We start from the raw sequence: 22497 nt of genomic DNA, 5'->3' as shown, positions 1-22497 counted from the left end.
GAGCGATGTGTCTTGCGGTTCCCGGAAAGGTGCTCAGCGTCAACGAACGCGACGGCACGCTGATGTCGGAGGTCGACTTCGGCGGCGTGCACAAAGACGTGTGCCTGCAATACATCCCGGACGTGGCGGTCGGCGATTACGTCGTGGTGCACGTCGGGTTCGCGATCCAACGCCTGGATGAAGCATCCGCATTGCGGACGCTGGCCGAGTTCGAACATCTCGGCGTACTGAAGGAGGAGTTCGGCGACGGTTTCGCGCTCGCGGCGAAGCAGGCCGGTGTCGACAACCCCGAAGCCCCACCACCCGGGGCGAACAATTCCGACGCGACCGCGCCGGGCGCAACCGTCGACGACCAGGAGGCGAAGTCATGAAATACCTGGACGAATTCAGCAATCCCGAGCTGGCGCGGCACCTGCTCGACCGTATCCGCGCCACCACCAGCAAGCGCTGGTCGATCATGGAAGTGTGTGGCGGACAGACACATTCGATCATCCGCCACGGGATCGACCAGCTGTTGCCGGATCAGATCGAGATGATCCACGGGCCCGGTTGTCCGGTGTGCGTCACCCCGCTCGAGGTGATCGACAAGGCACTGGAGATCGCCGCACGGCCGGGGGTGATCTTCTGCTCCTTCGGCGACATGCTGCGGGTACCCGGCAGTCACAAGGATCTGTTCCGGGTCAAGAGCGAAGGCGGCGACGTGCGGGTGGTCTACTCGCCGCTGGACGCGCTGGAACTGGCCAAGAACAACCCGGATCGGCAGGTGGTGTTCTTCGGCATCGGATTCGAGACCACCGCGCCCGCCAACGCGATGACGGTGTACCAGGCCCAGCGGCTCGGCATCGAGAATTTCTCGCTGCTGGTCTCGCACGTGCTCGTCCCGCCCGCCATCGCGGCGATCATGGAGTCGCCCAGCTGCCGGGTGCAGGGATTCCTCGCCGCCGGGCACGTCTGCACGGTAATGGGCACCGGCGAATATCCGCCGCTGGCCGAGAAATACAAGGTTCCGATGGTGGTCACCGGATTCGAACCGCTGGACATCCTCGAAGGCATCCGCCGCACCGTGCTCCAGCTCGAGGAAGGACGGCACGAGGTCGAGAACGCCTATCCCCGCGCGGTAGCCGCGGCCGGGAATCCCGCGGCCAAGGCGATGCTCGAGGACGTCTTCGAGGTCACCGACCGGGCGTGGCGCGGCATCGGCGTGATCCCCCTCAGCGGCTGGCGGCTGTCGTCGCGCTACCGCGACTACGACGCCGAACAGCGTTTCTCTGTCGGCGATCTGCACACCGCCGAGTCTTCGGTGTGCCGGTCCGGTGAAGTGCTCCAAGGCTTGATCAAACCTCACGAATGCGCCGCATTCGGCAAGGAATGCACCCCGCGAAACCCGTTGGGCGCGACAATGGTCTCCTCCGAAGGCGCCTGTGCCGCGTACTACCTGTACCGGCGTCTCGATCTTCCCGCGGAGGTCGCCCATGCCTGACACCAACGGCAGTCGGGCAGCCGCATCTCCCCCGCTCGACATCGATGGTTGGGTCTGCCCCATGCCGCTGCGCGACGCGCCCAATATCGTGATGGGACACGGTGGCGGCGGTGCGATGTCGGGCGAGCTGATCGAGCACCTGTTTCTGCCCGCATTCGGCGCGGCCGCCGACACCGAGCTCGGCGATTCGGCGGTGCTCCCCCTCGGCGATGCGCGGCTGGCGTTCTCCACCGACTCGTTCGTGGTCAAGCCGCTGGTGTTCCCGGGCGGCTCGATCGGTGACCTCGCCGTGAACGGCACCGTGAACGATCTGGCGATGTCCGGCGCCAAGCCGATGGTGCTCTCGACCGCGTTCATCCTCGAAGAGGGCACCGCGCTGGCCGAGATCGCCCGCATCGCCGAAGCCGTCGGCACCGCCGCGCTCGCGGCCGAGGTCCGGCTGGTCACCGGCGACACCAAGGTCGTCGACGCCGGGCACGGCGATGGCATCTTCATCAACACCGCGGGCATCGGACTGGTGCCCGAAGGCGTGGACATCCGGCCCAAGCGGGCAAGGCCCGGCGATATGGTGCTGGTCAGCGGTGAGATCGGACTGCACGGTATCGCGGTGCTGAGCTGCCGGGAAGGACTCGAGTTCGGCACGACACTGTGCAGCGATACCGCGCCACTGCACGGATTGGTCGCGGCCATGCTCGCCACCGGCGCCGATGTGCACGTGCTGCGCGATCCCACACGCGGTGGCATGGGCGCCTCCCTCAACGAGATCGCCCGGGCGGCGGGCGTCGGCGTCGAACTCGACGAACGGACGATACCGGTGCCTGTCGGGGTGCGCGACGCTTGCGGGTTGCTCGGTCTCGACCCGCTGTATGTCGCCAACGAAGGCAAACTCGTCGCATTCGTACCACCCGCCGACGCCGACCGGGTCCTCGATGCCATGCACGCGCATCCCCTCGGCGCTCACGCGGCAATCGTGGGTCACTGCGTTGCCGAGCATCCGGGGATGGTGGTGGCCCGCACCGCCCTCGGCGGCACCCGTGTCGTCGACCTGCCCGCAGGAGAACAGCTACCGCGAATCTGTTGAACACGGCGGTGGCTCCGCCGGACGAGTGGGAAAGATGGGACCGTGGCGATGGCGACGATCACCACGAGGCTGCGAGATGCCTGGGCCGGATTCGACCGCGGGCAGCGTCGCGGCATCCTCGGCATGGCAGCGACAATCGTCATCCTGCACATCGTGGGATGGGGAACGCTGCTGTTGCTGGTCGTGCCCGACGAGTACCTGGTGGACGGCGCGATATTCGGCGTCGGGCTCGGTGTCACCGCCTATACGCTGGGCATGCGACACGCATTCGACGCCGACCATATCGCGGCGATCGACAACACCACCCGAAAACTGGTGGCGGACAAGCAGAAACCGATCACGGTCGGCTTCTGGTTCTCCTTGGGGCACTCCACCATCGTCTTCGTGCTCGTCGGGCTGCTGGCCTCGGGGATTACGGCGCTGGCGCGAAACCTGGAAGACGAGGACTCGCGGTTGCAGCGGTGGACCGGGATTTTCGGCACATCGGTCTCGGGCACCTTCCTGATCCTCATCGGACTGCTGAACCTGGCCGCGCTGATCGGGATCTGGCAGGTCTTACGCGCCATGCGGCGCGGCGGCTACAGTGAAGCGCAACTCGAGCGCGCACTGGACTCGCGCGGCGTGCTCAACCGGATCTTGGCGCCGGTCATGCGCACGGTGCGCAAGCCGTGGCAGATGTATCCGGTGGGGCTGTTGTTCGGCCTCGGTTTCGACACCGTCACCGAAGTGGGTCTGCTGGTGATCGCAGGCGGCGCGGCCGCCACCGGGCTGCCCTGGTACGCGATTCTCGTTCTGCCCGTGCTGTTCTCGGCGGGCATGTCGCTGTTCGACGCGCTGGACGGTTCGTTCATGAACTACGCCTACGGGTGGGCCTTCGCCGGACCGATCCGCAAGATCTACTACAACATGGTGGTCACCGGGCTCTCGGTCGCGGTGGCCCTGCTGATCGGTGTCCAGGAGCTCATCTCCATCCTCACCGAGAAACTCGAGGTGACCGGCGGGGTGCTCGCCTGGATCGGGGGCCTCGACCTGGCCACGATGGGCTTCATCATCGTCGGTCTCTTCGCCTTCACCTGGGCAGGCGCACTCGCGATCTGGCATTACGGCGACATCGAAAGCCGCTGGAGCGCAACGCTATCGGAGGAACCGACCTGATGGACGGTGTGGAGATGTTCGCACGCTACGCGTACGCGCCCAACCACCTCGGATACTGCGGGCCAGAGCACACCGCGGCGCTACGTGACCGCGATGGCGAACGCGTGCGGGTGCTGGCGCGCGGCTTCTCCGGCGCATGGCCGTACCTGCGGGCGATGTCGCGCCTGACCGGCGTCACCGACCCGCTCGACGAGCGGCTGGTGGCGTCCTACTGGCTGGGTGGGGGCATCGGCGACGAACTCGACGGTCCCGAATTCCTTGCCGAGCTGCTGCGCCTCATCGCTCCGATCGCGGGTGTGTACTGGTCCCATCTGGGGCCCGATCTCGCTCCGGAGGCGGCCGCGAACCACAGCTTCCACGTCTTCGGTGTCTACCCGTGGACCAGGCTGCTGCCCGTCGCGGGCGGCGACCAACCCCTGGAAATCCTCGACAACTGCCGCATCACCGCCGCGACGGTACTGGATCGCCACCGCGACGACCTCACGGTCGGGATCAGCCGGTTGCGCTGGGACGGCGCACGCCTATCACTGTCGGCGACGACACGGGGAACCATCCCGGTGTGGACCGACGGCTACGCCGCACTCCCTGACGCGGCGCCCGGGGACGAAATCGCACTGCACTGGGGACAACCGTGCGGGCGGTTGACCGCCGAGCAAGTCGACGACCTCACCAAAAGCACAGAACGTCAACTGCACGTGACGAATCAACGTTTGGCGGCCATCGACGGCCCGTAGAACAGCGGGTCAGTTCGGCTGAGGACGCTTCCGAAGGACGGTCATCACTCCGAGGCGGCCTTCGGGGTGGCGGTGATGATTTCGAGTACCGCTGCGACCAGTGGGCCGTCGGGGTCGCAGAGGCGCGGCAGCGATCCGCGATTCAACAGGAGAGATCCGAGAGTGAGGTCTACCAGTTCGGCACCGACCTGCGCGGCGGATCTGCGCCCTTCCGGCTCGAACCACGTCCACGCCCACTGCGCGGAACCGAAGATGAGCAGGCTCCGGATGCTGGTATCGACAGCACGGAACTCACCCGAGGCAATGCCCGCATCGACCACGTTATGCAGGATTCCGATGTAAGCCCTGCGCAGCTTGCGCCCCTCAGAAGCTTCATCCTGCTGCGCGAACCGCGCGACCTCGCGTTGGAATGCGACGGTCCGATTCCGATCGTGCACCTGATAGAGCATGGCCGCGTGCAACAGCCCGGCAAGCTGCTCGGTCGGCGTGGCGAACTTCGACACGATCCGCTCGGCCTCGTCGATCCGCTGCCGCATGTAGGAAACATGCAGAGCTTCCAACAACCGCGCCTTCGTGCCGTAGTGATGCACGATCAGGCCCTGAGAGATGCCCAATTCGCTTGCGACACCACTGAAGCTGGTTCCGTCGTAGCCCTTCTCGGCGACATGGCGCGTGAAAATATCGAGAATCGCGCCCGACTTACCCGGTCCTGTCGCACGCTCACCCACGGATCCCACCCCTCCTCGGCCAAATTTCCGGAAACTCTAGCACCCGCCGACTGCTCGACCAGTCGTTGACTGAGTACGCAGTCAGTATTAGCATTATGCGCCGAGACGCAGCGCCGCACTCGCCGCATCAGCCATTCATCTCGAAATAGTCGAGCAACAACCTATGATCCAGCATGCCCACCCCGCCGAGGCCGTCATCGAACGACGAGCCTCCGAACAGTTCCCATGACCAGCCTCCGCGATAGCGCCGCACGCATCGCGCGAGGCCGCGACCACTACGTCAGCATCTGCCGCAGATGGTGGTCAGCAGCGCCGTGAGCACTATGGACGCGGACGTAGCGGCACCGGGGGATAGTGCGATCGATGCGGCATCGGTGCTTTCGCCAGATCAACTGCTGGCCGCGATCGCGGGCCGCCTCACCGAGCCGTTCCCGATGATCGCGTGGGCGAGAGAACTCGGCGATCTGCACGCTGCCCTGATTTCAGCGGTTTTGAATCCGCAACGGCATGCGCCCGAAGTCACCGAGACGGCCCTGCATGCGGATATCGCGAAGGTCATCGACAAGATCAACTCTTGGGCCGCGTCCTACGTCCGTCACAGCCGGTGCGCCCGCCGCCACACGCACACCTTCGGTGAGGTGATCAGTCATGTCGCGAAGACCTATGCCGAGGCATGGTGGACGGTGCTGCACGCCGACTGCGAGGAGCTTCGGCACTCCGCGTGGGTCCATCTCAGCGAGGTCCGCGACGGCTACGAGCACCTCATCGGCGATATCCGGGCAGGCCGCGTCCAACTCCCACTGGGCTGGCGCGGCATCCGGCACACCCGACAAACCGACTGCACGGAAACCGACGCCGACGTGGCGGTCCAGGCCGAGCAGTAGCAGGCGGCCGAACATCGGCGCAGCGTGCGGGAATCGCGGCAGCGTGCCGCCAGATCACCACTGCCCCGAGCAACACGACGCCGACAGCACGGTCCGAAGCGCTGGCGTGCACAGAGAGGGATATCTGCCTCCGGTTGTCTGGTCAAGCCTCTCGCATTGGCCGCGAACCCGGTAATGCATTTCGACAGCGGCACGAGCCGGACTTGGCTCAGGAGATCTCCCGTAGCGCCGCGACCGGGCAGGAGTCCACGGCCGTGCGGGCAGCGGTCACTAGATCGCCGGGCACCTCGGCGCCGTCGAAACGGTAGATGAGCTCGGCGTTGTCATCGAGGCTGAACACCTCGGGTGCCTGTGCGGCGCACAGGCCGTGTCCCTCGCACCGGGGGTAGTCGACGGAGATCTTCATGGTGGATTCCTCTGTCAGGCTGGAATGAGTTGCAGCGGAAGGCGTTCGAAGCGGTGGATGATGTTGTTGATCGCCCATTCGGGTGCACCTGCGATCTCGATGCGGTCGACCTGCTCGACGAGTGCGGCGAGCATGGCCTGCGTTTCCAGCCGCGCGAGACCTTGACCGGCGCAACCGTGTATGCCGTGACCGAAGCCGAGTTGGCGGGTGGCGTCGCGGCGGATGTCGAAGGTGTCGGGGTCGTCCCATTCCAGCGGGTCACGATTGGCCGAGGAGTAGATCACGACCACGCGGGAGCCCGCGGGGATGCCGGTTCCGGCGATGTCGGCATCATGAATCGTCTTGCGGGAGAACGCACGCAGCGGTGATTCGAATCGTACGACCTCGTTCACCGCATTCGGAATCCGTGTGGGCTCATCCTTCAGCAGCCGCCACTGTTCGGGGTGGCGCGCGAAAAGGTACATGGCGCTGGCGATCGCGCTGATCGTGGTATCCAACGAAGGGGCCAGGTAATCGATCAGCAGAGCGGGGCATTCGGCGCGGGAAAGCTTGCCGTCGTCGGTGGCCTGCAGCACGTCCTCCCCGACGCTGCCCGGCAGCAGGTCCCGCTCGCGGGCGAGCCGTCGCGTGAAATGCATCATCCCGATCGCCGACGGTGCGGTGCACATGGACTGCCGGTTGAGTGGCCCGAGCGCGTCGAATGTGGCTCCAGCCCACCGCAGCAAGTGTTCTCGACCGCGCTGGGGCCACCCGATCAGATCCGGCACGACCGACATCGGCAGCGCGGCCGCCAATTCGACACCATCGATACCTCCCTGCGCGATCGCATGCTCGACGGCCGCGGCCGCCTGCTGGTCGATCGATTCGCGCATCGCTCGCAGTGCCCGTGGGGACAACCGGCGGGCCAGAATCGCGCGGCGGCGGTTGTGATCCTCGCCGTCGCTGTTGAGGGTGGTGCCCTTCGAGAGCTGGTTGGCCACCGGGTTCAACCCGACACCGGCTCCGGAGACGAATGTCCGATCGTCGAGCAGGACGGCCTTGCATTCGGCGTAGCGCGGCAGCGCATAGGCGCGTTGCTCGGCCAGCCACACCACCGGCCCGAGCTCGCGCAACCGCGCATAGTGCGGATAAGGGTCGAGAATGCCCTCGCGCGAATACATGTCGGGGCGGTAGACCGGGACGCGGGCTGGAGGAACTCCCCTTCGAGCAGTCATAGGTGCGCCCCGAATACAGTCACGACATAGGCGAGGGCCAGCACACAAACGCCGATCGACGGCGCGTACTCACCCACACCGTCACCGACCTTCACATGGGTGATGACAGCGCCGATCATCAACAGCACCAACCCGATTCCGGCCGCCGCCCCGAGCGGCCACCACACCATGCCGACCAATAGGCCCAGGGCCCCGGCAATCTCGAGCACGCCGATGCCGCGGAAGACGGTCACCGAGTAGCCGAAGTGTTCGGCACGCTGACGCATGGCCGCCACGGCCAGCACCTTGACCGCGCCGAGCGGCAGAAACCCGATCGCCAACAGCACGGCCAACACAATGGATGCGGCTGTCATCGGCGCACACCTACTTTCCAGAGAGTATCTGACGATATCGTCACTCACGAAGATACAGTCAGTCAAGACTTCTGCATATTTCGTCAGTACGACCGGAATTGAGCGGCGTCGATCCCGAGTCCCGTCGATCGAATGTGACGAATTCGTCAACTCCTTTCGAATGACTCTGTCATCATGAGTGCCGATATCGTCAGTTAGCTGAAAGGAGTGGCCGATGCTCGGCTATCGCCACCCGGATACCGACCTACCGTGCGAGCGCGGCGCAGAACGCAGGGACGAGGCGCGGGCGGGGCGGGGCGTCCTCGGATTCGTCGCGATAGCCGTCGCCGCGGTGTTCGCGGTGGTCGCGGCACTGCTGCCGATCCATACCGCGGATGCGGTGATCAAGGTTCCCGCGCCGATTCGGCAGGTGACGATGGCGGTCGGCACCGGCGCGGTCTTGGACCTCGACCTCCTGATGCGGGGCAAGGTGCAGATCCAGTCGAAGGTCCCTGTCCAGGTGTCGTCTTTGGTGACCAGCGTCGAACCGACTGATTCCGACAGCATCACGCTGCGGGTCGCGCAGCAGACATCGCGGCTGGATCGCCAGGGGCAGGCCGGGTTACTCGACGCACTGGTCGATCAGGTGAGTATCAGCCGGACGAGCGGGACGCCTCGGCACACCCCGGCGCAGACGGTTTTCGAGCCCGGTCAGCGTCCACTCGAGACGGTCCGCAGCGGATTCCAGTACAAGTTTCCTTTCGACACCGGCAGACACGACTATCCGTACTTCGACGTCATCTCCCAACAGGAGACCCGCCTGCGGTACGTCGACGACACCACCGTGCGAGATGGCCTGAGGCTATTGCATTTCCGCTCGCAGGTACCGCCGGTCGACCTCGCTCCCCTGCTGCCGATGCGAGGCGAGATCACACTGCCAGCGGAGTCGGTGGGACGAGCCGGAGACCAGGAGGTGGCGATGTCTCTGTACTACACCGCCACCCGCGACATCTGGGTCGAGCCGGTGACCGGCGCGGTCATCACGGTGAGCGAATATCAGCACCGATATCTGGCGACGGCGTCCGACGACCCCGCCGCCATCACCGTCTTCGACGGCACACTGCAGTTCGACGAGCAGTCCGTCCACGAGATGACCGGCCAGGCTCGCGACGCCCGCAGGCAAATCGCCGCACTGCACGTCTACGGCCCCATCGCCGCCGCGATAGCCGCCATGGCGGCGCTGACCTTCGGCATCACGCGACTGAGAACGGTCACGACACACCGGTAATGTCCTGCGGCACTTCGGCTTCGGCGTGGTGACCGAATCGGCGTTCGAGTTCGACACCCTCGATGTCGAGGTCGGGGACGTAGCGCGCGAACCAGCGCGGGTGGTACCACATGCGGTTTCCGATGATGGCCATGACCGCGGGCACCAGGGTCAGCCGGACGATGAAGGCATCGAGCAGGACACCGACCGCCAGGGTGAACGCCAAGGGTTTGACGATCGGATTGTCGGTAGTGGTGAAGGCGACGAATACCGCGCACATGATCAGCGCCGCCGCGGTGACGACGCGCGCGGAGTGCGCGACGCCGTTCTGCACCGAGTTGATCGCCTCGCCGGTGCGCGTGTGCTCCTCCTTGATCCGGGATACGACGAAGATCTGATAGTCGCTGGACAGGCCGAAGATGATGGCCAGCGTGATGATCGGCAGGAAGCTCAGCGTCTGCGCCTTGGTCACGTCGAAAAGGCTTGCACCCCAGCCCCATTGGAATACGGCTACCTGTGCGCCGAGGGCGGCGAAGACCGACAGGATGAATCCGGCGATCGAGGACAGCGGGACCAGAATCGTGCGGAACGCGATCGTGAGCAATACCAGCGCCAGACCCACGACGACCGCCAGGAAGATGGGCAGAGCCTTGGCCAACTGGTTCGAGGTGTCGATGTTCGCTGCCGTCGTGCCACCGACGAGATACTTTGCGCCGGTGCCACTTTCGATGTTGTCGCGATCGTCACGCAGCCCGTGCACCAGATCGGCGGTCGCGGAGTCGTTGGGACCGGTCTTCGGGATGACCTGCACCAGCAGCAACCCGTTGTCGGAGCCCGCGGGCTGGACGGCGGCGACGCCGGGCACCTGCCGCAGTCGGCCCATCAGTGTTTGTGCGGCATCCGGACTGGTAGCGGCCGACAGGTCGGTGACAACCAGCAGTGGTCCGTTGAAACCGGGGCCGAACGACCCGCTGACGATGTTGTACGCCTTCCGCGCGGTGCTCGACTCCGATTGCGTTTCACCGCTGGGCAATCCGAGATCCATGCGCGTGGCCGGGATGGCCAGTGCGGCGAGAACGGCGATACCGAGAACCAGCATCGGGATCCGGAATCGGGTGACGAATCGGCCCCATGCGTGCCCGAATGTGCGTTCGGGCTCGTAGGCGGCGATGCGCGCGACCTCCTGCGGCTTGCCCGGATGCAGCGGCGGCGAGATGAACTTGGCGACCATATCCCCTGCGAAGCCCAGCAGCGCGGGCAACAGCGTCAACGCGACCAGCATGGCGACCAGCACCGCTCCCGCCGCGGTCAGCCCCATGACGGTGAGGAAGGGAATGCCCGCGACCGCCAGGCCGCACAGTGCGATGATCACGGTTATCGCCGCGAATACGACCGAGCTGCCCGCGGTTCCGACCGCGAGCGGAATCGACTCGGCCGCAGCCATGCCCAGCACGATCTGGTGCCGATGCCGCGACAGGATGAACAGCGCGTAGTCGATTCCACAGGACAGACCGAGCATCAGCGCCAGCGACGTCGCCGCCGAGGCCACGTCGACGAAGGCGGCCACGCCCAGAATCCCGGTGAGCCCGATACCCACGCCCACCAGCGCGGTAATGATGGGCAGTCCGGCGGCGACCACCGCGCCGAAGGTGATCAGCAGAATGATGAATGCCGCGACGATGCCGAGAATCTCCGGGGTATGCGGGATCTCAGCCGTGAAGCCCGGATACACCGCACCGGAGAATTCCACCGTGAGACCGGCATCGCGAGCCGAGTCGGCGATGCGATCCACCTCGTCGAGGGTGCCCTCGCCGACCTCGCCCGCCGACACCGCGAACTGCACACTGCCCAGTGCCACACGCTGATTCGGCGACACCGCCTGCGCTTGGAACGGATCGACGACCGCCGCGACCTGCGGCAGTCCCTTCAACCCGGCCATTACCCGTTCGATCTCGGCGGTCACCTGCTGGTCGGTCACCTTGGCCACGGCGGGGGTTTGGAAAACCACCTGCATCTGCGCGCCACTGAACGCGGGCATCCGCTGCTGCAGCAATGACACCGCATCCTGCGACTCGGTGCCGGGAACGGTGAAGTTGTCGTTGGTCTTGCCACCGGCGCCGACGGCGAAACCGATCGCGCCGACCAGCGCGACGATCCACAGTGCCAGCACCCACCAGCGGCGACGCGCTACGACCTGGCCGAGGGCGAACAGATACCGGGACATACGGGTCCTCTCACCGAGCCACCGATTGACACATCAGCAAAGCGATCACGCACAACACCGGTACGATAACACGGCAACTGATGATTTCCTCATAAACGCAGCAATGGTCAGCAACCCTGGTAGACCATCGGGAGAGACGTCAGAGCGCCGCGTCGTCGAGTTCCATTGCGGTGGCGTCGATATCGGAAATGACCGCCCAATCGGCGCCGAGACCGGGCAGGACGGTCTTGGCGAAGAATGACGACCTTGCCCGCATAAAAGGTTCGATCGCCGGTGCCGGAGTCGAGAGCGGCGAGCGCGATTTCGGCGGCGACGAGCAGTCGCCAGGCAACCAGCAGGTCGCCGACCGCGAGCAGGAACCGCACGTGCGCTGATCGACGGCATTCTCGACCTGGCCTCGGACGACATCGCCCACACCCTGCGCGCACTGGACACAGACGAACCGACGCGATCGCCTCGGCTCGGTGCACCATCGCGCTCTGGCGAGTCGGCGGCAAGTACCGCCTACTGCTGAAACTCACGGAAACGAACCTCGGCGCGCGAATCGAGGAACGACGGGCCCCCGTGCACGAACACGGCACAGCAACGCTGCGCCAGGGCCAGCACCTCGGCGTCTTCTCCGATCACCTTCCGCCCGAGTTACTTTCGCGCGCCCTCACCGGTATCTATTCTTCGGGTCAGGCCAGGGCCAGGAACAGCTTTTCGAGTTCGTCGACGGTCATGGGTTCCGAACCTTCGGGCGTTTCCCGGGTCAGGCATTCGCGCAGGCCGCTGGCGACTATCTTGAAGCCCGCGCGGTCGAGGGCACGGGATACCGCGGCGAGTTGGGTGACGACATCTTTGCAGTCGCGGCCCTGTTCGATCATCGAGATCACGCCCGCGAGTTGTCCATGTGCGCGGCGCAGGCGGTTGAGCACCTGGGCGATGCTTTCCTCGTCACCAACCATGAGAATCGTCTCCTTCGATCGAATTACCCAGTATACCCGCCGGGGTATTTGTGGGCTTCCGGGTCAGTGCGAGAAGCTGATGTCGGGCAGCACCTTCCGCAGCCAGGCCGGTGACCACCAGGCCGCATGACCGGCCAGGCGCAGTAGCACCGGCAACAACACCAGCCGGATCAGCACCGCGTCCAGCAGCACCGCGACACCGAGGATGATGCCCATCTCCTTGGGCGGCAATGGATCCGCCAGCGCGAAGGTGAAGAACACCGCAACCATGACCGCCGCCGCGGCGAAGATGACCCGGCCCGAATGCGCGACACCGTCCACGTGCGCGACCTTCGGATCATTCGACAGCTCGTAGTGCTCCTTCGCCGTGGCCAGCAGGAACACCGTGTAGTCCATCGCGATGGCGAAGATCATGGCGAAGAAGAACACCGGTCCCCAGCCGTCCAGGAATCCCTGCGGGGTGAAGCCGAGCAGGCTCGCGCCGTGCCCATCCTGGAACACCAGTTTCGCCACACCGAAGGCCGCCGCCGTGGACAGCAGGCTCACCACGGTGCCGAGCAGCGCGATCAGCGGAGCCCGCAAAGCGATCAGCAGCAACCCGAAGCCGAGTACCAAGATGACGCCCACGATGATCGGCAAGTAGTCGTCGAGCGCCTGTTGCAGATCGAGATTCTCCGCCGCCGCGCCACCGACCAACGCGCCGTCGGGCAGCCGATCACGCAGCGTGTCAAGAGTCGCGCCCATGGACGCATCCGACGGATCGACCTCCGGCATGGCCTGCAGCATGACGAGACCACTGCCGTCGGAGGCTGGCTGCGGCGGGGTGACCATGGCGATGCCGTCGGTCGCCGACGCAATCTCGGCCGCCCGCGCGCCGACATCTTGGGCAGCGATTATCTGCAGCATCCCGGGAGCGCCCGCCCCGAACTGCTGCTGCACCAATTCGTAGCCGCGGTGCACCGGAGCATCCTCGGGCACCACCGCGATCGAGGGCATTGCCACCTTCAGGCCGAAGACCGGAATCGCCAAGCCGATGAGCACCGCCAGCGCGCCGATGGCGAACGGCCATGGCCGCCGGTGCTGCAGTTCGGCCCAGGCCGCGAAGCGTGGCGATCGGTGCGGCTGCCGCTGCACATGCGGCAGCGAAACGGCATTCACCTTGCGCCCCAATTTGCCCAATGTCGCGGGCAGCAGGGTCAGCGTGGCGAGCAGGACGAACGACACCGCGAACATGATGCCGACCGCCATCGTCCGCACCGCCGGGGCGGGCACGATCAGTACGGCCGAAAGACTCACCAGCACAGTCGATCCGGACAGCAGAACCGCCTTGCCCGCGGTGTCCATGGTCTCGGTGACCGCGGCCCGCGCATCGCCTGTCTTCCGAATGGCGTCACGGAAGCGGGACACGATGAACAGCGCGTAGTCGATACCGAGGGCGAGTGCGAACATCATGGCGAAGTTCATCGCCCACACCGAGATCGGCGTCATCTGGTTGAGCAGCACCAGACCACCAGCCGAGGCAACCAGCCCGGCCAGCGTCAGCAACAGTGGCAGACCGGCGGCCACCAGCGAACCGAAGGCGATCACCATAATGCCCAAAGTGACCGGCCAGGAAAACATTTCGGCCTTCATCATGGCGTCGTGATTGGCCTTGTTGAAGTCACTCCACAGCGCCGAGGACCCGGTCGGATAGACCTCGACCCCATTGCCGGACAGCGCGGTCAACTCCGCCTTCCGATCGTCGACCGCGGCGACCATGTCGTCGGTGTTCGCATTCGCGCCCGCGATGAGAATGCCGGTGTGCCCGTCGGCACTGATCGTCGTCCGCGGCTGCGGCGGTATCACCGCGCCGAAGCGCGAGTCCCGCCCCAGCACGTCGGTGATCTCTCCGATCACCTGGCGCATCCGCCCACTGTCGACAGCGGCCGTATCCGAGTGGACGACGACCTGAACCGCAGCCGCCGAGTTACCGCCGAAGTGCTGTTCGGCGAGTTCCCGAACCTGCACCGACTCCGATCCGTTCGCCTGCCAGCCCGCACCGGCCAGCGAGTCGAACACCGTCGGCGCGGCCGCACCCAACGCGACCAGCGTCAGCAACCACACGCCGAACACCCATCGCGCCCGATCTGTCATCGCCGCACCCAATCGGCCCAGACCACCGGTCGTTCCGGTGGCGGTCATGCCTTGCTCTGTCACTCGCATGCTTGAACCTCTCTATACCCCCGGGGGTATGTGATCCTGTGAGGACAATACCCCATGGGGTATATGACATGCCAAGCTCGGGTCGAGTGAAAGATCCAACTCCGCCATACCACTGTGGGTGTCAACCCTGAAGGAGACCCAATGTGTCAACGTGCCGTTTGCCCGAAATGCGGTAAGCCCACCTATCGAGGGTGCGGTGAACACGTCGAACAGGTGCTGTTCGACGTGCCGCCAGAGCTGCGGTGCTCATGCGCCGCCCCGAATCCGCGTCCGAGCAGGTCATGGTGGCCTTTCGGGTGACACGGCGGGCGGCGGCGGCTTCAATCGAACGATCTTGACGTGTAGCCTTGTCAGTCGGATCAATGCAATTTGAATAGGGGCTCGCGGCCCCGCAGCCGGGTGTGCGCCGTATGCGATCACTCGGCCGGGGGAACATCGGATCCGTCACTACGGAGACCTCATGAGTTCACCGAATCGATTCGACGAAGTTCAAACTCGCGTAGCAGATCTCGCTCCCGTTTTCCGCAAACCGCTGGACTCGCCGTACGAGATCTCGAACGAATTGTTCACCGCACTCCGGCACGTCCTGCACGACGTGGGCGGACAGCCGGATGTGCCGGTCGAGTACCGCGAAAAAGATGAAGAACCCTGGGAGATGAACACCTACGTCACCTGCGAATGCCTCGGCTGGCGTGGGGTGTGGAATTCCGAGGAGCGCCGACGAGCCGAGAACGACCTCGGCGCGACGCTGTACTTCGGCCTGCCCTATTACGCGCGCTGGGCGACCGTCGCGGCGAAGGTTCTGATCAACAAGGGTTTGATCACCCCCGACGAACTGTCCGCGAAATTGGACGAGGTACGCGCACGGCTGGAGGCGCGGCAATGACCAGGAAATATGCAATCGGCGATCGCGTCCGGGTTCGAAACGCGACGTCGATGTTCCACACTCGCACCCAGGCCTACACCCGTGGTCGAACGGGTGTCGTCGTCGAATACCGGCCCGAATGGGTGATTCCGGAAGACGAGGCGTGGGGACGTGAGGACGGTCGCTTCGAACCGTTCTACGTCGTGCGATTCCGCCAGACAGATCTTTGGCCCAAATACACCGGCTTCGACGTCGACACCCTGGAGACGGAGGTCTCCGAGCGCTGGCTCGAGCCCGCAGAGGAGGATGCCAAGTGAGTCAGACCCACGATCACGGGGCGCACACGCCGATCCAGACGAGCTCGCAGATCAGCGAGTTCGAGATCCTGGAGACCGCGGTTCGCGAGCTCGCCATCGAGAAGGGCCTCTTTTCGCAAGAAGACCACCGACGGTTCTCCGAATGGGCGGAATCGGTGGGGCCGCACGGCGGATCGAAACTGGTCGCGAAGGCGTGGACGGATCCCGAGTTCAAGGCGCGCCTGCTCGCCGACGGCACCGAGACGTGCAAGGAGGTCGGCATCGACTGGCGCGACCCGACCGGATCCGGAACGCCGAGCGACTACACCTACTTCTACGTGCTGGAGAACACGCCCGAGGTGCACAACGTGATCGTCTGCACGCTGTGCTCGTGCTATCCGCGGCCGGTTCTCGGTATGTCGCCGGACTGGTACCGCACCCCCAATTACCGTCGGCGCCTAGTGCGTTGGCCCCGTCAGGTGCTCGCCGAATTCGGCCTGCATATCCCACCCGAGGTCGAGGTACGGGTGCACGATTCGAATCAGAAGTCCCGGTTCATGGTGATGCCGATGCGCCCGGCGGGCACCGAGGGCTGGACGGAGGAACAGCTGGCCGCCATCGTTACCCGGGACACGATGATCGGCGTGGCCGTGCCGCAGGTCGACTGGACCGCGCAGGCGCCGCCGGACCAGGTCGAGGCCGCCTCGGAAAGGGGCGGTCGGTGACAAGCAGCCCGTACGACGTGCTCCTGCGCACCCTGGATCCGGAGTCGCGGCGGGAGAACGCGCTGCCCGAACTCGATCGCAAGCCCGACCCATGGGAGTCGAGCATGCAGGCGACATGCGAATGCCTGTCCTGGCGTGGCGCATTGGACAATCTGGAACGCCGTCATGCCGAGGATGCGCTCGGTGAGACGATCTACCACGACTTTCCCGTACACACCCGATCGGTCGTCGTGACGGCCCACACGCTGATGGATCGTGGAGTAATAGTCCCGGACGAGTTGCGCGCCCGAATGGACGCGGTCCGGGAGCGGTTCAACCGCGAGTAACTCGACGACTTCAGCCCTCGGGGTAGAAGACGAACAGTGTGCAGCCGGTGCTCGACTGCGGGATGTGTGACGATCCGGCCGGAGCGTGGATGAACGATCCGGCCGGATAGTCACGGAATCCGTCGTTGAACGTGCCGGATACTACGAAGACCTCCTCCGGCCCGGGTTCGTGCAGATCGATGCCCTCCCATGCGGTGCCCGGATCCATTTCCAGCACGTACGCTTTCGCGCCGTTCGCCCCGCGCCACAGCGCCCGCGAGCGAATGCCCGGAAACAGCTCTCGCACAGGCGAATCCGCGACGGTTGTCCACTCGTATCCGGGGAACTCGGTGATCTCCATATCTCTACAACCGCCGGGTTCGGCGGCACTATTCCGCTGAGCGGACCCGAAATTCCTCGGCAACCAGGAATCCACGGTCCGCGCCGCCGTCAACACAACTCCACAGTAGCCGCACTTCCCACACCGGATTCGGTAGCCACGCAACAGTTTCGCCGTCGACAACAGCTCCCGACGGGGGTGTCGCGCGAACGACGGATATTCGGCGAACTGTCCGCTCGGCATCGTTGACACCGGATGTTCGACAACGAACTGTGGGAGGAAAAGTGTTGGGCAAGGCGGGAATTCGACATTCGGGTGCGCGTAGCGCGGCCGCGGCCGTGGTGCTGGCGGCGGCGGTCGTGCTCGCGGGTTCGGCGGGTGTGTCCGCGAATCCGGGAACAGGCAGTGCGGGGAGCAGCGACGGGGGCAGTAGCGGTGGCGGTAGTGGAAGCAGCGGCAGCAGTGGCGGCGGCCAGTCCGCACCGCCGCAGACGCAACGCTGCAACCAATCGACGCGCCCCATCCGCGCAGCAAAATCTTGCCCAGCACACCGTTCGGTTTGGCTGATTTTGCCGGAAAGATCTAGCCCGAGCCATTCTGTGCTGATCGCCTCGAGTCGCGTCGTAACTACGCAGCAACCGTGTTTCGATGGGTGGGAGAACATATGCAGGACAAGGTGATTGCGCCGCAGGCAACGGTCGGGGACCGAACATCCTGTCCCCACCCGAGTTCGGCGAGAGGAAGCATCCGTGCTCACCTTCACTGGTCATACGTCCGTGCCGCGAGCAGCGCACAACTTCGTTCCGTCGCTCAGCCCGCGCGAGCGCGAAGTGCTGCGAGCCTGGATCCTCAGTGATTCCAAAACCGAAGTGTGCCAACAGCTCTACATCTCCGCGGGCACGGTCAACACCCACCTCGCACGCATCCGCGACAAGTACCATGCCGCAGGCCGACCGGCGTCGACCAAGGCCGCATTGCTGGCGCGCGCACTGCAGGACGGGCATATCGGCCTGAACGAGCTCTGAGCAGCGGACAGTGAGACCGATGCAGATAGCAACTGTTGCATACTGCCCTGGTCCGGTAGTGTCTCGGACTCGTGGCATCGAGTGCGGCGGTTGGATCACCGAGGGATGTGTATCGATGGGGGACGATCACCGGGGTCGGCGTGGTCCTTGGCTATGCGGCGGTGCTGCTGGCGAACGGACGGCACTTCTATACCGATGACACCGAATCCCAGTACGGGCCGATGTGGGTCATGCTCGGTCGCCAGCTGCGGGAGGGGCGATTTCCCGCACTGGTGCCGTGGGAGTGGATGTCGGGCAACTATGCGCTGGAAGAAGCCGGAATCTACAATCCGCCACAGCTGCTGGTCGACCTGATCGCGCCGTCGGTCGACAATCTCGCATTGTTCGTCACGGTGGTGAAGCTGATCTTCTCGATCATCGCCGCGCTGGGCGTGTTCCGGATCTGTCTGGCATACGGCGCGCGTGCGCCTTGGGCGGCGGTCGCCGGGGTCGCGTTCACGCTGAGCGGGTGGTTCCTGTTCTTCGACGAGGCCAGCTGGGCGACTTCACTGACCGGCACCGCGTGGATGGTGCACGCCTGGGCCGCGGCGGTACGTTATTCGCGTGGCCGGGGCGGACCGATCCCGGTCTTCGTATTCCTGTATCTGGCGATCTCGGTCCAATATGTCTTTCCCGCGGTCGAATCGGCATTGATGATCGGTGCGGTCGCCGTCGGCGAATTCTTCTACCACCGCGGATGGCGACCCTCGATCCGGCTGCTGCTCGCGGCGGGATGCGCGGGTCTCGCGGGGTTGGCGACCTATCTGCCCGGTGTGCTGTCCTCGGCGGTGACCTGGCGCGGAAACGAGCGGGTGCTCAACGACCCGTTCCTGACGGTGCCGTGGTCGGAATCGCTCAATGCCAGCCTGCCGAGCACCGTGCCCGCATTCACCGGATGGTGGGGCTATATACAGCCGCTGCCCATGGTGTACATCGCGTGGTTCCTGATGCCCGCGCTGGCATTCATCGATTGGCGGGCGGCGCTGAAGTCGGCACGGGACCTCGGTTCGATCGCGATCTTCGCGGCGGGGATGTTGATGTGGACCGCGGGGCCGGGTCGTATCGGCCCGCTGCGGTGGCCCGCCAGGGTGTTGCCGATGCTCGCGCTCGGCTTGCTCGTGCTGGTGTGCGTACTACTCAGTCGCCACGGCACTTTCGAGCAGTGGCGACGTCGCGGGACGGCCGCGGGGGTATTGATCGGACTGCTGTTCCTGCGGTCGTTCTCGGCCGCGCCGGCACTGCTGGTGTGGCATTTCGTCGCGGTCGTCGCGGTGACCGCGCTCGGGGCCGCGGTGCTGTGGGTGATCCGCACCCGAGGGGTCGCGCTGGCCTGCCTGCTGACCATCGTGGCGATGTTCCCGATCGCCTACTCGCAGGTGCGCGGCGCACCGCCGACGCCGATGTCGTACAACTTTCCGGAACGGCGCTCGCAGATGCAGGCGACCCTCCCTGATTTCCCCGGTGTCACACTGCAACTCGCCGATCGCGCGCTCGTGCAGCCGAGCGATAAGAGCCTCGCGGGCGCATACGGGTCCCTCGCCTTCGGCAATTACGCCAAGAACCTGCCCTTGGACTACGTCAACGCGTACACCCCGATCGGATATGCCGCCTTCAGCGCGCTGCTGTGCATGGGTTGGGACGGCAGCACCTGTCCGGACGCCTACCGTCGCGCATTCTCGACCGAATCCTCCACTGGCAGAACGATTGTCGATCTGATGAAGGTCGATCGGGTCGTCCTGCAGCGGGCCCAATTCCCCGATGCCCGCGACCACCCCGCACCACCGGGCTGGAAGTGGGTCGACTACCCGGGCCACGAACGCTACATCTGGGTACTCGAACGCGTCGACGGCCCGCTCTCGACCCGTAATGGACTGATCGCCGATGCCGAAGGCGTGGAAGCGAGTTCGGTGTCACGCGATAGTGTCACCAGCCGGATCCGGGTCACCTCACCCGGCGGCGGACGTGTCGTCTTCGCTCGCCTCGGCTGGCCGGGTTATCGAGTTACCCTCAACGGCAACGATATTCCTTTCACGACGGCGGCAGGCACCTTCATCGCCGTCGACATCCCGCCGAACACCGACAACGCGGAATTGCTCCTGTCCTGGCGGCCACCCGGGTGGAAGATCAGCAGTGCGGCGGCACTTGCCGGACTTGCCGGGCTGGCCGCCCTGCAGTGGGCTCATATCCGGCCCAGGCGTCGATTCCCGGACGACGAAGTGCCCGATAAGCCCGAGCGCGAGCCGGAACTGGTTGCCGCGCGCGGCTAGCTAGAGCGGATATGCCTGCAGTCCCTTGGCGGCTCCGCACTCCTCCCCCGCCGCGGTGAACCCCGTCAGCGCTCGCACCAGCCCCTGCCGCTGAGCGGCGGGCATGGTCTGTACGACGCGGGCGATTTCGGCGCGACGGCGCGCGGTCACCTCGGCGACGACGTGGCGCCCGTGCTCGGTGAGATCGACGATCTGCTCGCGACGGGACTGCGGGTTGGGTTGCCGGGTAAGCAATTCCGCGGATACGAGTCGCTCGACCATCCTGGTCGCGGTCGAGGGCTGCACATCCAGTTGCTGCGCCAAGGTGGCCAGATTGCTCGGGCCTTGCGTCGCGAGGATCACCAGGGTACGGAACTGCGGCAGCGTGATCGTGTCGTCGACGTGCGCGATCGAGCGGGCCGAGATGGCCATGAGCAGGCGGGACGCGGTCAGCAATGCATCGGTGACCGCGTCGACCGAGTCCGATGGTGTCGAGCGGGCTGACGTCGCCATCATCCTCCTCCGTCGGTGCGACGTAAGGACTTTACCCGCTAGCACAATCTTGCCTATGACAACTATTGCATAGTGCCATTGTCCGAGTTAGTTTGGACGTACGCCCAAGGCGATTGTCCAATCGACTCGACGAAGGGGTCTTCCGGTGGTCACAGCGGCTGAGCAGGGCCGGGAAACCCGAGCCCGATTGATGGCGGCGGCCACCGAACTGATCGCCGAACACGGTTGGGGCGCGGTGACCACCCGGATGGTGGCCGAGCGTGCCGGGCTGCGCCCCGGACTGGTGCACTACCACTTCACATCGGTGACCGACCTGTTGATCGATGCTTCGCTACAGACAGCGCGCACCGAATACGAGAACGTCATGACCGGAGTGCTCGCGGCATCCGGGCCGGCCGCGATGCGCCAGATCCTCACCGCGATCAGTTCCTACACCTCGACCGATCCGGCAACGGTCGCCATGAGCGAGATGATGCTCGCCGCGACCCGGCACGAACGCCTGCGTCGCGAACTCGGCCGGTTCGTCGCCGAGGCCAGGGCCGCACTCGCCGAATGGTTCCGCGATCAACAGGTCGTGGCCGATCCGGCAGCGACCGCGGCCGTGGTACTTGCCCTGATCGATGGCCTCATCCTGCACCGACTGATCGACCCCACGCTGGGATCGATCGATCCGACCGGCCCGCTGCTGCGCGCGGCCGGGCTGACCGAACCCATTGCGAGCGAAGGGAACTCCGATGACCATGCACACGAAGGCGAGCGAAACCAGGACTGACCGGCCCCGCGGCGGGGCCACCCTGCGCGGAGTGCACAAGACCTACGGCGCGGGCGAAGCGGCCGTGCATGCCCTCACCGATATCGACCTCGATATCGAACCCGGCGAGTTGGTAGCGGTACTCGGTGCCAGCGGGTCGGGCAAGACGACTCTGCTGAACGTGATCGGCGGCATCGAAAGCATCGATCGCGGCTCGATAGTCGTTGCCGATCAGGATATTTCGCGAACTCATCCGGCCGCGCTCGGTGGCTTCCGGCGGGCACATGTCGGATTCGTATTCCAGTTCTTCAATCTGATCCCCAGCCTCACCGCTCGCGAGAACATCGAAGTCATCATGGAATTGACCGGCCGCGGCGATCGCCACGAGGTGCCGAAACTACTTGCGGCGGTCGGCTTGTCCGATCGCGCCGAGCATTTCCCGGCCCAGCTGTCCGGCGGCCAGCAGCAGCGCGTGTCGATCGCGCGAGCCCTGGCGACCGACCCGGACCTGCTGCTGGCCGACGAGCCGACGGGCGCACTGGATGTCGCCACCGGCCGTGGGGTACTCGAATTGCTGCAACGGACCAGCCGGGCCGGGCGCGGTGTCGTCATGGTCACGCACAACGAGGTGGCCGCCGCGATCGCGGACCGAGTCGTGCGGATGCGCGACGGCCGGATCGTCGCCAGCGATATCAATGCCGAGCCCGCCGACGCGGCGACCATTCGGTGGTGAGGGCG

The 22497-nt window shown here is 65.4% G+C and carries 25 protein-coding genes and 1 pseudogene; 16 read left to right on the top strand and 10 right to left on the bottom strand.

Translation table 11 applies throughout. From position 1 onward, the window contains the following. Positions 1-5: 5 nt before the first annotated feature. From NP3_RS20115 to NP3_RS20095, 5 genes are read left to right on the top strand one after another with little or no spacing between them, the layout of a single operon-like run. On the top strand, positions 6-371 hold the full coding sequence (locus NP3_RS20115) for a HypC/HybG/HupF family hydrogenase formation chaperone (RefSeq protein WP_084508717.1): 366 nt from the start codon (positions 6-8) through the stop codon (positions 369-371). Then, complete coding sequence (gene hypD, locus NP3_RS20110; protein WP_063043134.1) at positions 368-1480, top strand: hydrogenase formation protein HypD; 1113 nt, start codon at positions 368-370, stop codon at positions 1478-1480. Before NP3_RS20115 ends, hypD begins: the two co-directional genes overlap by 4 nt. Beyond that, positions 1473-2561 carry a hydrogenase expression/formation protein HypE gene (gene hypE / locus NP3_RS20105; RefSeq protein ID WP_063043133.1) on the top strand — a complete coding sequence of 363 codons (1089 nt, stop codon included), beginning with the start codon at positions 1473-1475 and terminating at the stop codon, positions 2559-2561. Before hypD ends, hypE begins: the two co-directional genes overlap by 8 nt. Positions 2562-2609: 48 nt before the next feature. Then, the gene (gene nicT, locus NP3_RS20100) at positions 2610-3716 is read left to right on the top strand and encodes a Nickel transporter NicT (RefSeq protein WP_218024883.1); all 1107 of its coding nucleotides are present in this window, start codon (positions 2610-2612) and stop codon (positions 3714-3716) included. Then, positions 3716-4450 carry a DUF6390 family protein gene (locus tag NP3_RS20095; protein WP_157124415.1) on the top strand — a complete coding sequence of 245 codons (735 nt, stop codon included), beginning with the start codon at positions 3716-3718 and terminating at the stop codon, positions 4448-4450. The genes nicT and NP3_RS20095 overlap by 1 nt, the downstream gene beginning before the upstream one ends. A 44-nt stretch (positions 4451-4494) precedes the next feature. Here the strand turns inward: NP3_RS20095 and NP3_RS20090 are convergent, their stop codons facing one another. Further along, positions 4495-5178: a TetR/AcrR family transcriptional regulator gene (locus NP3_RS20090; protein WP_063043155.1), complete on the bottom strand. Its 684-nt coding sequence runs from the start codon at positions 5176-5178 to the stop codon at positions 4495-4497. Between the two features lie 314 nt (positions 5179-5492). Here NP3_RS20090 and NP3_RS20085 point away from each other — a divergent pair, with 314 nt between their 5' ends. Further along, complete coding sequence (locus tag NP3_RS20085) at positions 5493-6062, top strand: hypothetical protein (protein ID WP_157124414.1); 570 nt, start codon at positions 5493-5495, stop codon at positions 6060-6062. A gap of 208 nt (positions 6063-6270) precedes the next feature. Here NP3_RS20085 and NP3_RS20080 read toward each other — a convergent pair whose 3' ends face one another. From NP3_RS20080 to NP3_RS20070, 3 genes are read right to left on the bottom strand one after another with little or no spacing between them, the layout of a single operon-like run. After that, positions 6271-6468 carry a ferredoxin gene (locus tag NP3_RS20080; RefSeq protein WP_063043131.1) on the bottom strand — a complete coding sequence of 66 codons (198 nt, stop codon included), beginning with the start codon at positions 6466-6468 and terminating at the stop codon, positions 6271-6273. Positions 6469-6482: 14 nt separating this feature from the next. Beyond that, complete coding sequence (locus tag NP3_RS20075; RefSeq protein WP_245721035.1) at positions 6483-7628, bottom strand: cytochrome P450; 1146 nt, start codon at positions 7626-7628, stop codon at positions 6483-6485. 50 nt (positions 7629-7678) lie between these two features. Beyond that, on the bottom strand, positions 7679-8035 hold the full coding sequence (locus NP3_RS20070; RefSeq protein ID WP_063043129.1) for a DoxX family protein: 357 nt from the start codon (positions 8033-8035) through the stop codon (positions 7679-7681). A gap of 214 nt (positions 8036-8249) precedes the next feature. Between NP3_RS20070 and pgfA the strand changes: the two genes are divergently transcribed. Beyond that, positions 8250-9302, top strand: a complete 1053-nt coding sequence (gene pgfA, locus NP3_RS20065; RefSeq protein ID WP_063043128.1) for a cell envelope lipid trafficking protein PgfA — start codon at positions 8250-8252, stop codon at positions 9300-9302. On the opposite strand, the gene NP3_RS20060 is transcribed toward pgfA, so the two are convergent. From NP3_RS20060 to NP3_RS20045, 4 genes and pseudogenes are all read right to left on the bottom strand, one after another. Next, entirely contained in the window at positions 9286-11505 is a 2220-nt protein-coding gene (locus tag NP3_RS20060) for an MMPL family transporter (RefSeq protein ID WP_063043127.1), read from the bottom strand. The genes pgfA and NP3_RS20060 overlap by 17 nt on opposite strands. A gap of 296 nt (positions 11506-11801) precedes the next feature. Beyond that, positions 11802-11978: pseudogene (locus NP3_RS50495) on the bottom strand (hypothetical protein); the annotation flags it as partial. A 204-nt stretch (positions 11979-12182) separates the two neighbouring features. Next, positions 12183-12452, bottom strand: a complete 270-nt coding sequence (locus NP3_RS20050) for a metal-sensitive transcriptional regulator (RefSeq protein ID WP_063043125.1) — start codon at positions 12450-12452, stop codon at positions 12183-12185. Between the two features lie 63 nt (positions 12453-12515). Further along, positions 12516-14654, bottom strand: coding sequence for an MMPL family transporter (locus tag NP3_RS20045; RefSeq protein ID WP_084508716.1), 2139 nt, complete (start codon positions 14652-14654; stop codon positions 12516-12518). Between the two features lie 141 nt (positions 14655-14795). Here NP3_RS20045 and NP3_RS51890 point away from each other — a divergent pair, with 141 nt between their 5' ends. The 5 genes from NP3_RS51890 (at position 14796) to NP3_RS20025 (ending at position 16866) form a co-directional block, all read left to right on the top strand. Further along, on the top strand, positions 14796-14954 hold the full coding sequence (locus tag NP3_RS51890; RefSeq protein WP_507762166.1) for a DUF8730 family Cys-rich protein: 159 nt from the start codon (positions 14796-14798) through the stop codon (positions 14952-14954). A 160-nt stretch (positions 14955-15114) separates the two neighbouring features. Further along, positions 15115-15540 (top strand): SH3-like domain-containing protein, encoded by a 426-nt coding sequence (locus NP3_RS51525; RefSeq protein ID WP_040699665.1) that lies wholly within the window; start codon positions 15115-15117, stop codon positions 15538-15540. Then, positions 15537-15836 carry an SH3-like domain-containing protein gene (locus NP3_RS51520; RefSeq protein WP_063043123.1) on the top strand — a complete coding sequence of 100 codons (300 nt, stop codon included), beginning with the start codon at positions 15537-15539 and terminating at the stop codon, positions 15834-15836. Before NP3_RS51525 ends, NP3_RS51520 begins: the two co-directional genes overlap by 4 nt. Beyond that, positions 15833-16540 (top strand): thiocyanate hydrolase subunit gamma, encoded by a 708-nt coding sequence (gene scnC, locus NP3_RS20030; RefSeq protein WP_063043122.1) that lies wholly within the window; start codon positions 15833-15835, stop codon positions 16538-16540. Before NP3_RS51520 ends, scnC begins: the two co-directional genes overlap by 4 nt. After that, a complete protein-coding gene (locus NP3_RS20025; RefSeq protein ID WP_063043121.1) occupies positions 16537-16866 on the top strand; it encodes an SH3-like domain-containing protein in 330 nt (109 codons plus the stop codon). Before scnC ends, NP3_RS20025 begins: the two co-directional genes overlap by 4 nt. Before the next feature lie 10 nt (positions 16867-16876). Here NP3_RS20025 and NP3_RS20020 read toward each other — a convergent pair whose 3' ends face one another. Then, a complete protein-coding gene (locus NP3_RS20020; protein WP_063043120.1) occupies positions 16877-17206 on the bottom strand; it encodes a cupin domain-containing protein in 330 nt (109 codons plus the stop codon). Positions 17207-17934: 728 nt separating this feature from the next. Between NP3_RS20020 and NP3_RS20010 the strand changes: the two genes are divergently transcribed. After that, positions 17935-18210 carry a response regulator transcription factor gene (locus NP3_RS20010; protein WP_063043118.1) on the top strand — a complete coding sequence of 92 codons (276 nt, stop codon included), beginning with the start codon at positions 17935-17937 and terminating at the stop codon, positions 18208-18210. 107 nt (positions 18211-18317) lie between these two features. After that, positions 18318-20516 carry a hypothetical protein gene (locus NP3_RS20005; protein WP_063043117.1) on the top strand — a complete coding sequence of 733 codons (2199 nt, stop codon included), beginning with the start codon at positions 18318-18320 and terminating at the stop codon, positions 20514-20516. Here the strand turns inward: NP3_RS20005 and NP3_RS20000 are convergent, their stop codons facing one another. Continuing rightward, positions 20517-21011 carry a MarR family winged helix-turn-helix transcriptional regulator gene (locus tag NP3_RS20000; protein WP_373864771.1) on the bottom strand — a complete coding sequence of 165 codons (495 nt, stop codon included), beginning with the start codon at positions 21009-21011 and terminating at the stop codon, positions 20517-20519. It lies immediately after the preceding gene. A gap of 142 nt (positions 21012-21153) precedes the next feature. Here NP3_RS20000 and NP3_RS19995 point away from each other — a divergent pair, with 142 nt between their 5' ends. Further along, the gene (locus NP3_RS19995) at positions 21154-21780 is read left to right on the top strand and encodes a TetR/AcrR family transcriptional regulator (protein WP_063043116.1); all 627 of its coding nucleotides are present in this window, start codon (positions 21154-21156) and stop codon (positions 21778-21780) included. Then, positions 21743-22492, top strand: coding sequence for an ABC transporter ATP-binding protein (locus NP3_RS19990; RefSeq protein ID WP_245721034.1), 750 nt, complete (start codon positions 21743-21745; stop codon positions 22490-22492). The genes NP3_RS19995 and NP3_RS19990 overlap by 38 nt, the downstream gene beginning before the upstream one ends. Positions 22493-22497 lie beyond the last annotated feature (5 nt).

The sequence above is a fragment of the Nocardia pseudovaccinii NBRC 100343 genome (genome assembly GCF_001613225.1).
Taxonomy (GTDB): domain Bacteria; phylum Actinomycetota; class Actinomycetes; order Mycobacteriales; family Mycobacteriaceae; genus Nocardia; species Nocardia pseudovaccinii.
Note: the sequence above shows the minus strand (reverse complement) of the source record. Positions and strands in the feature narration are given on the sequence as shown.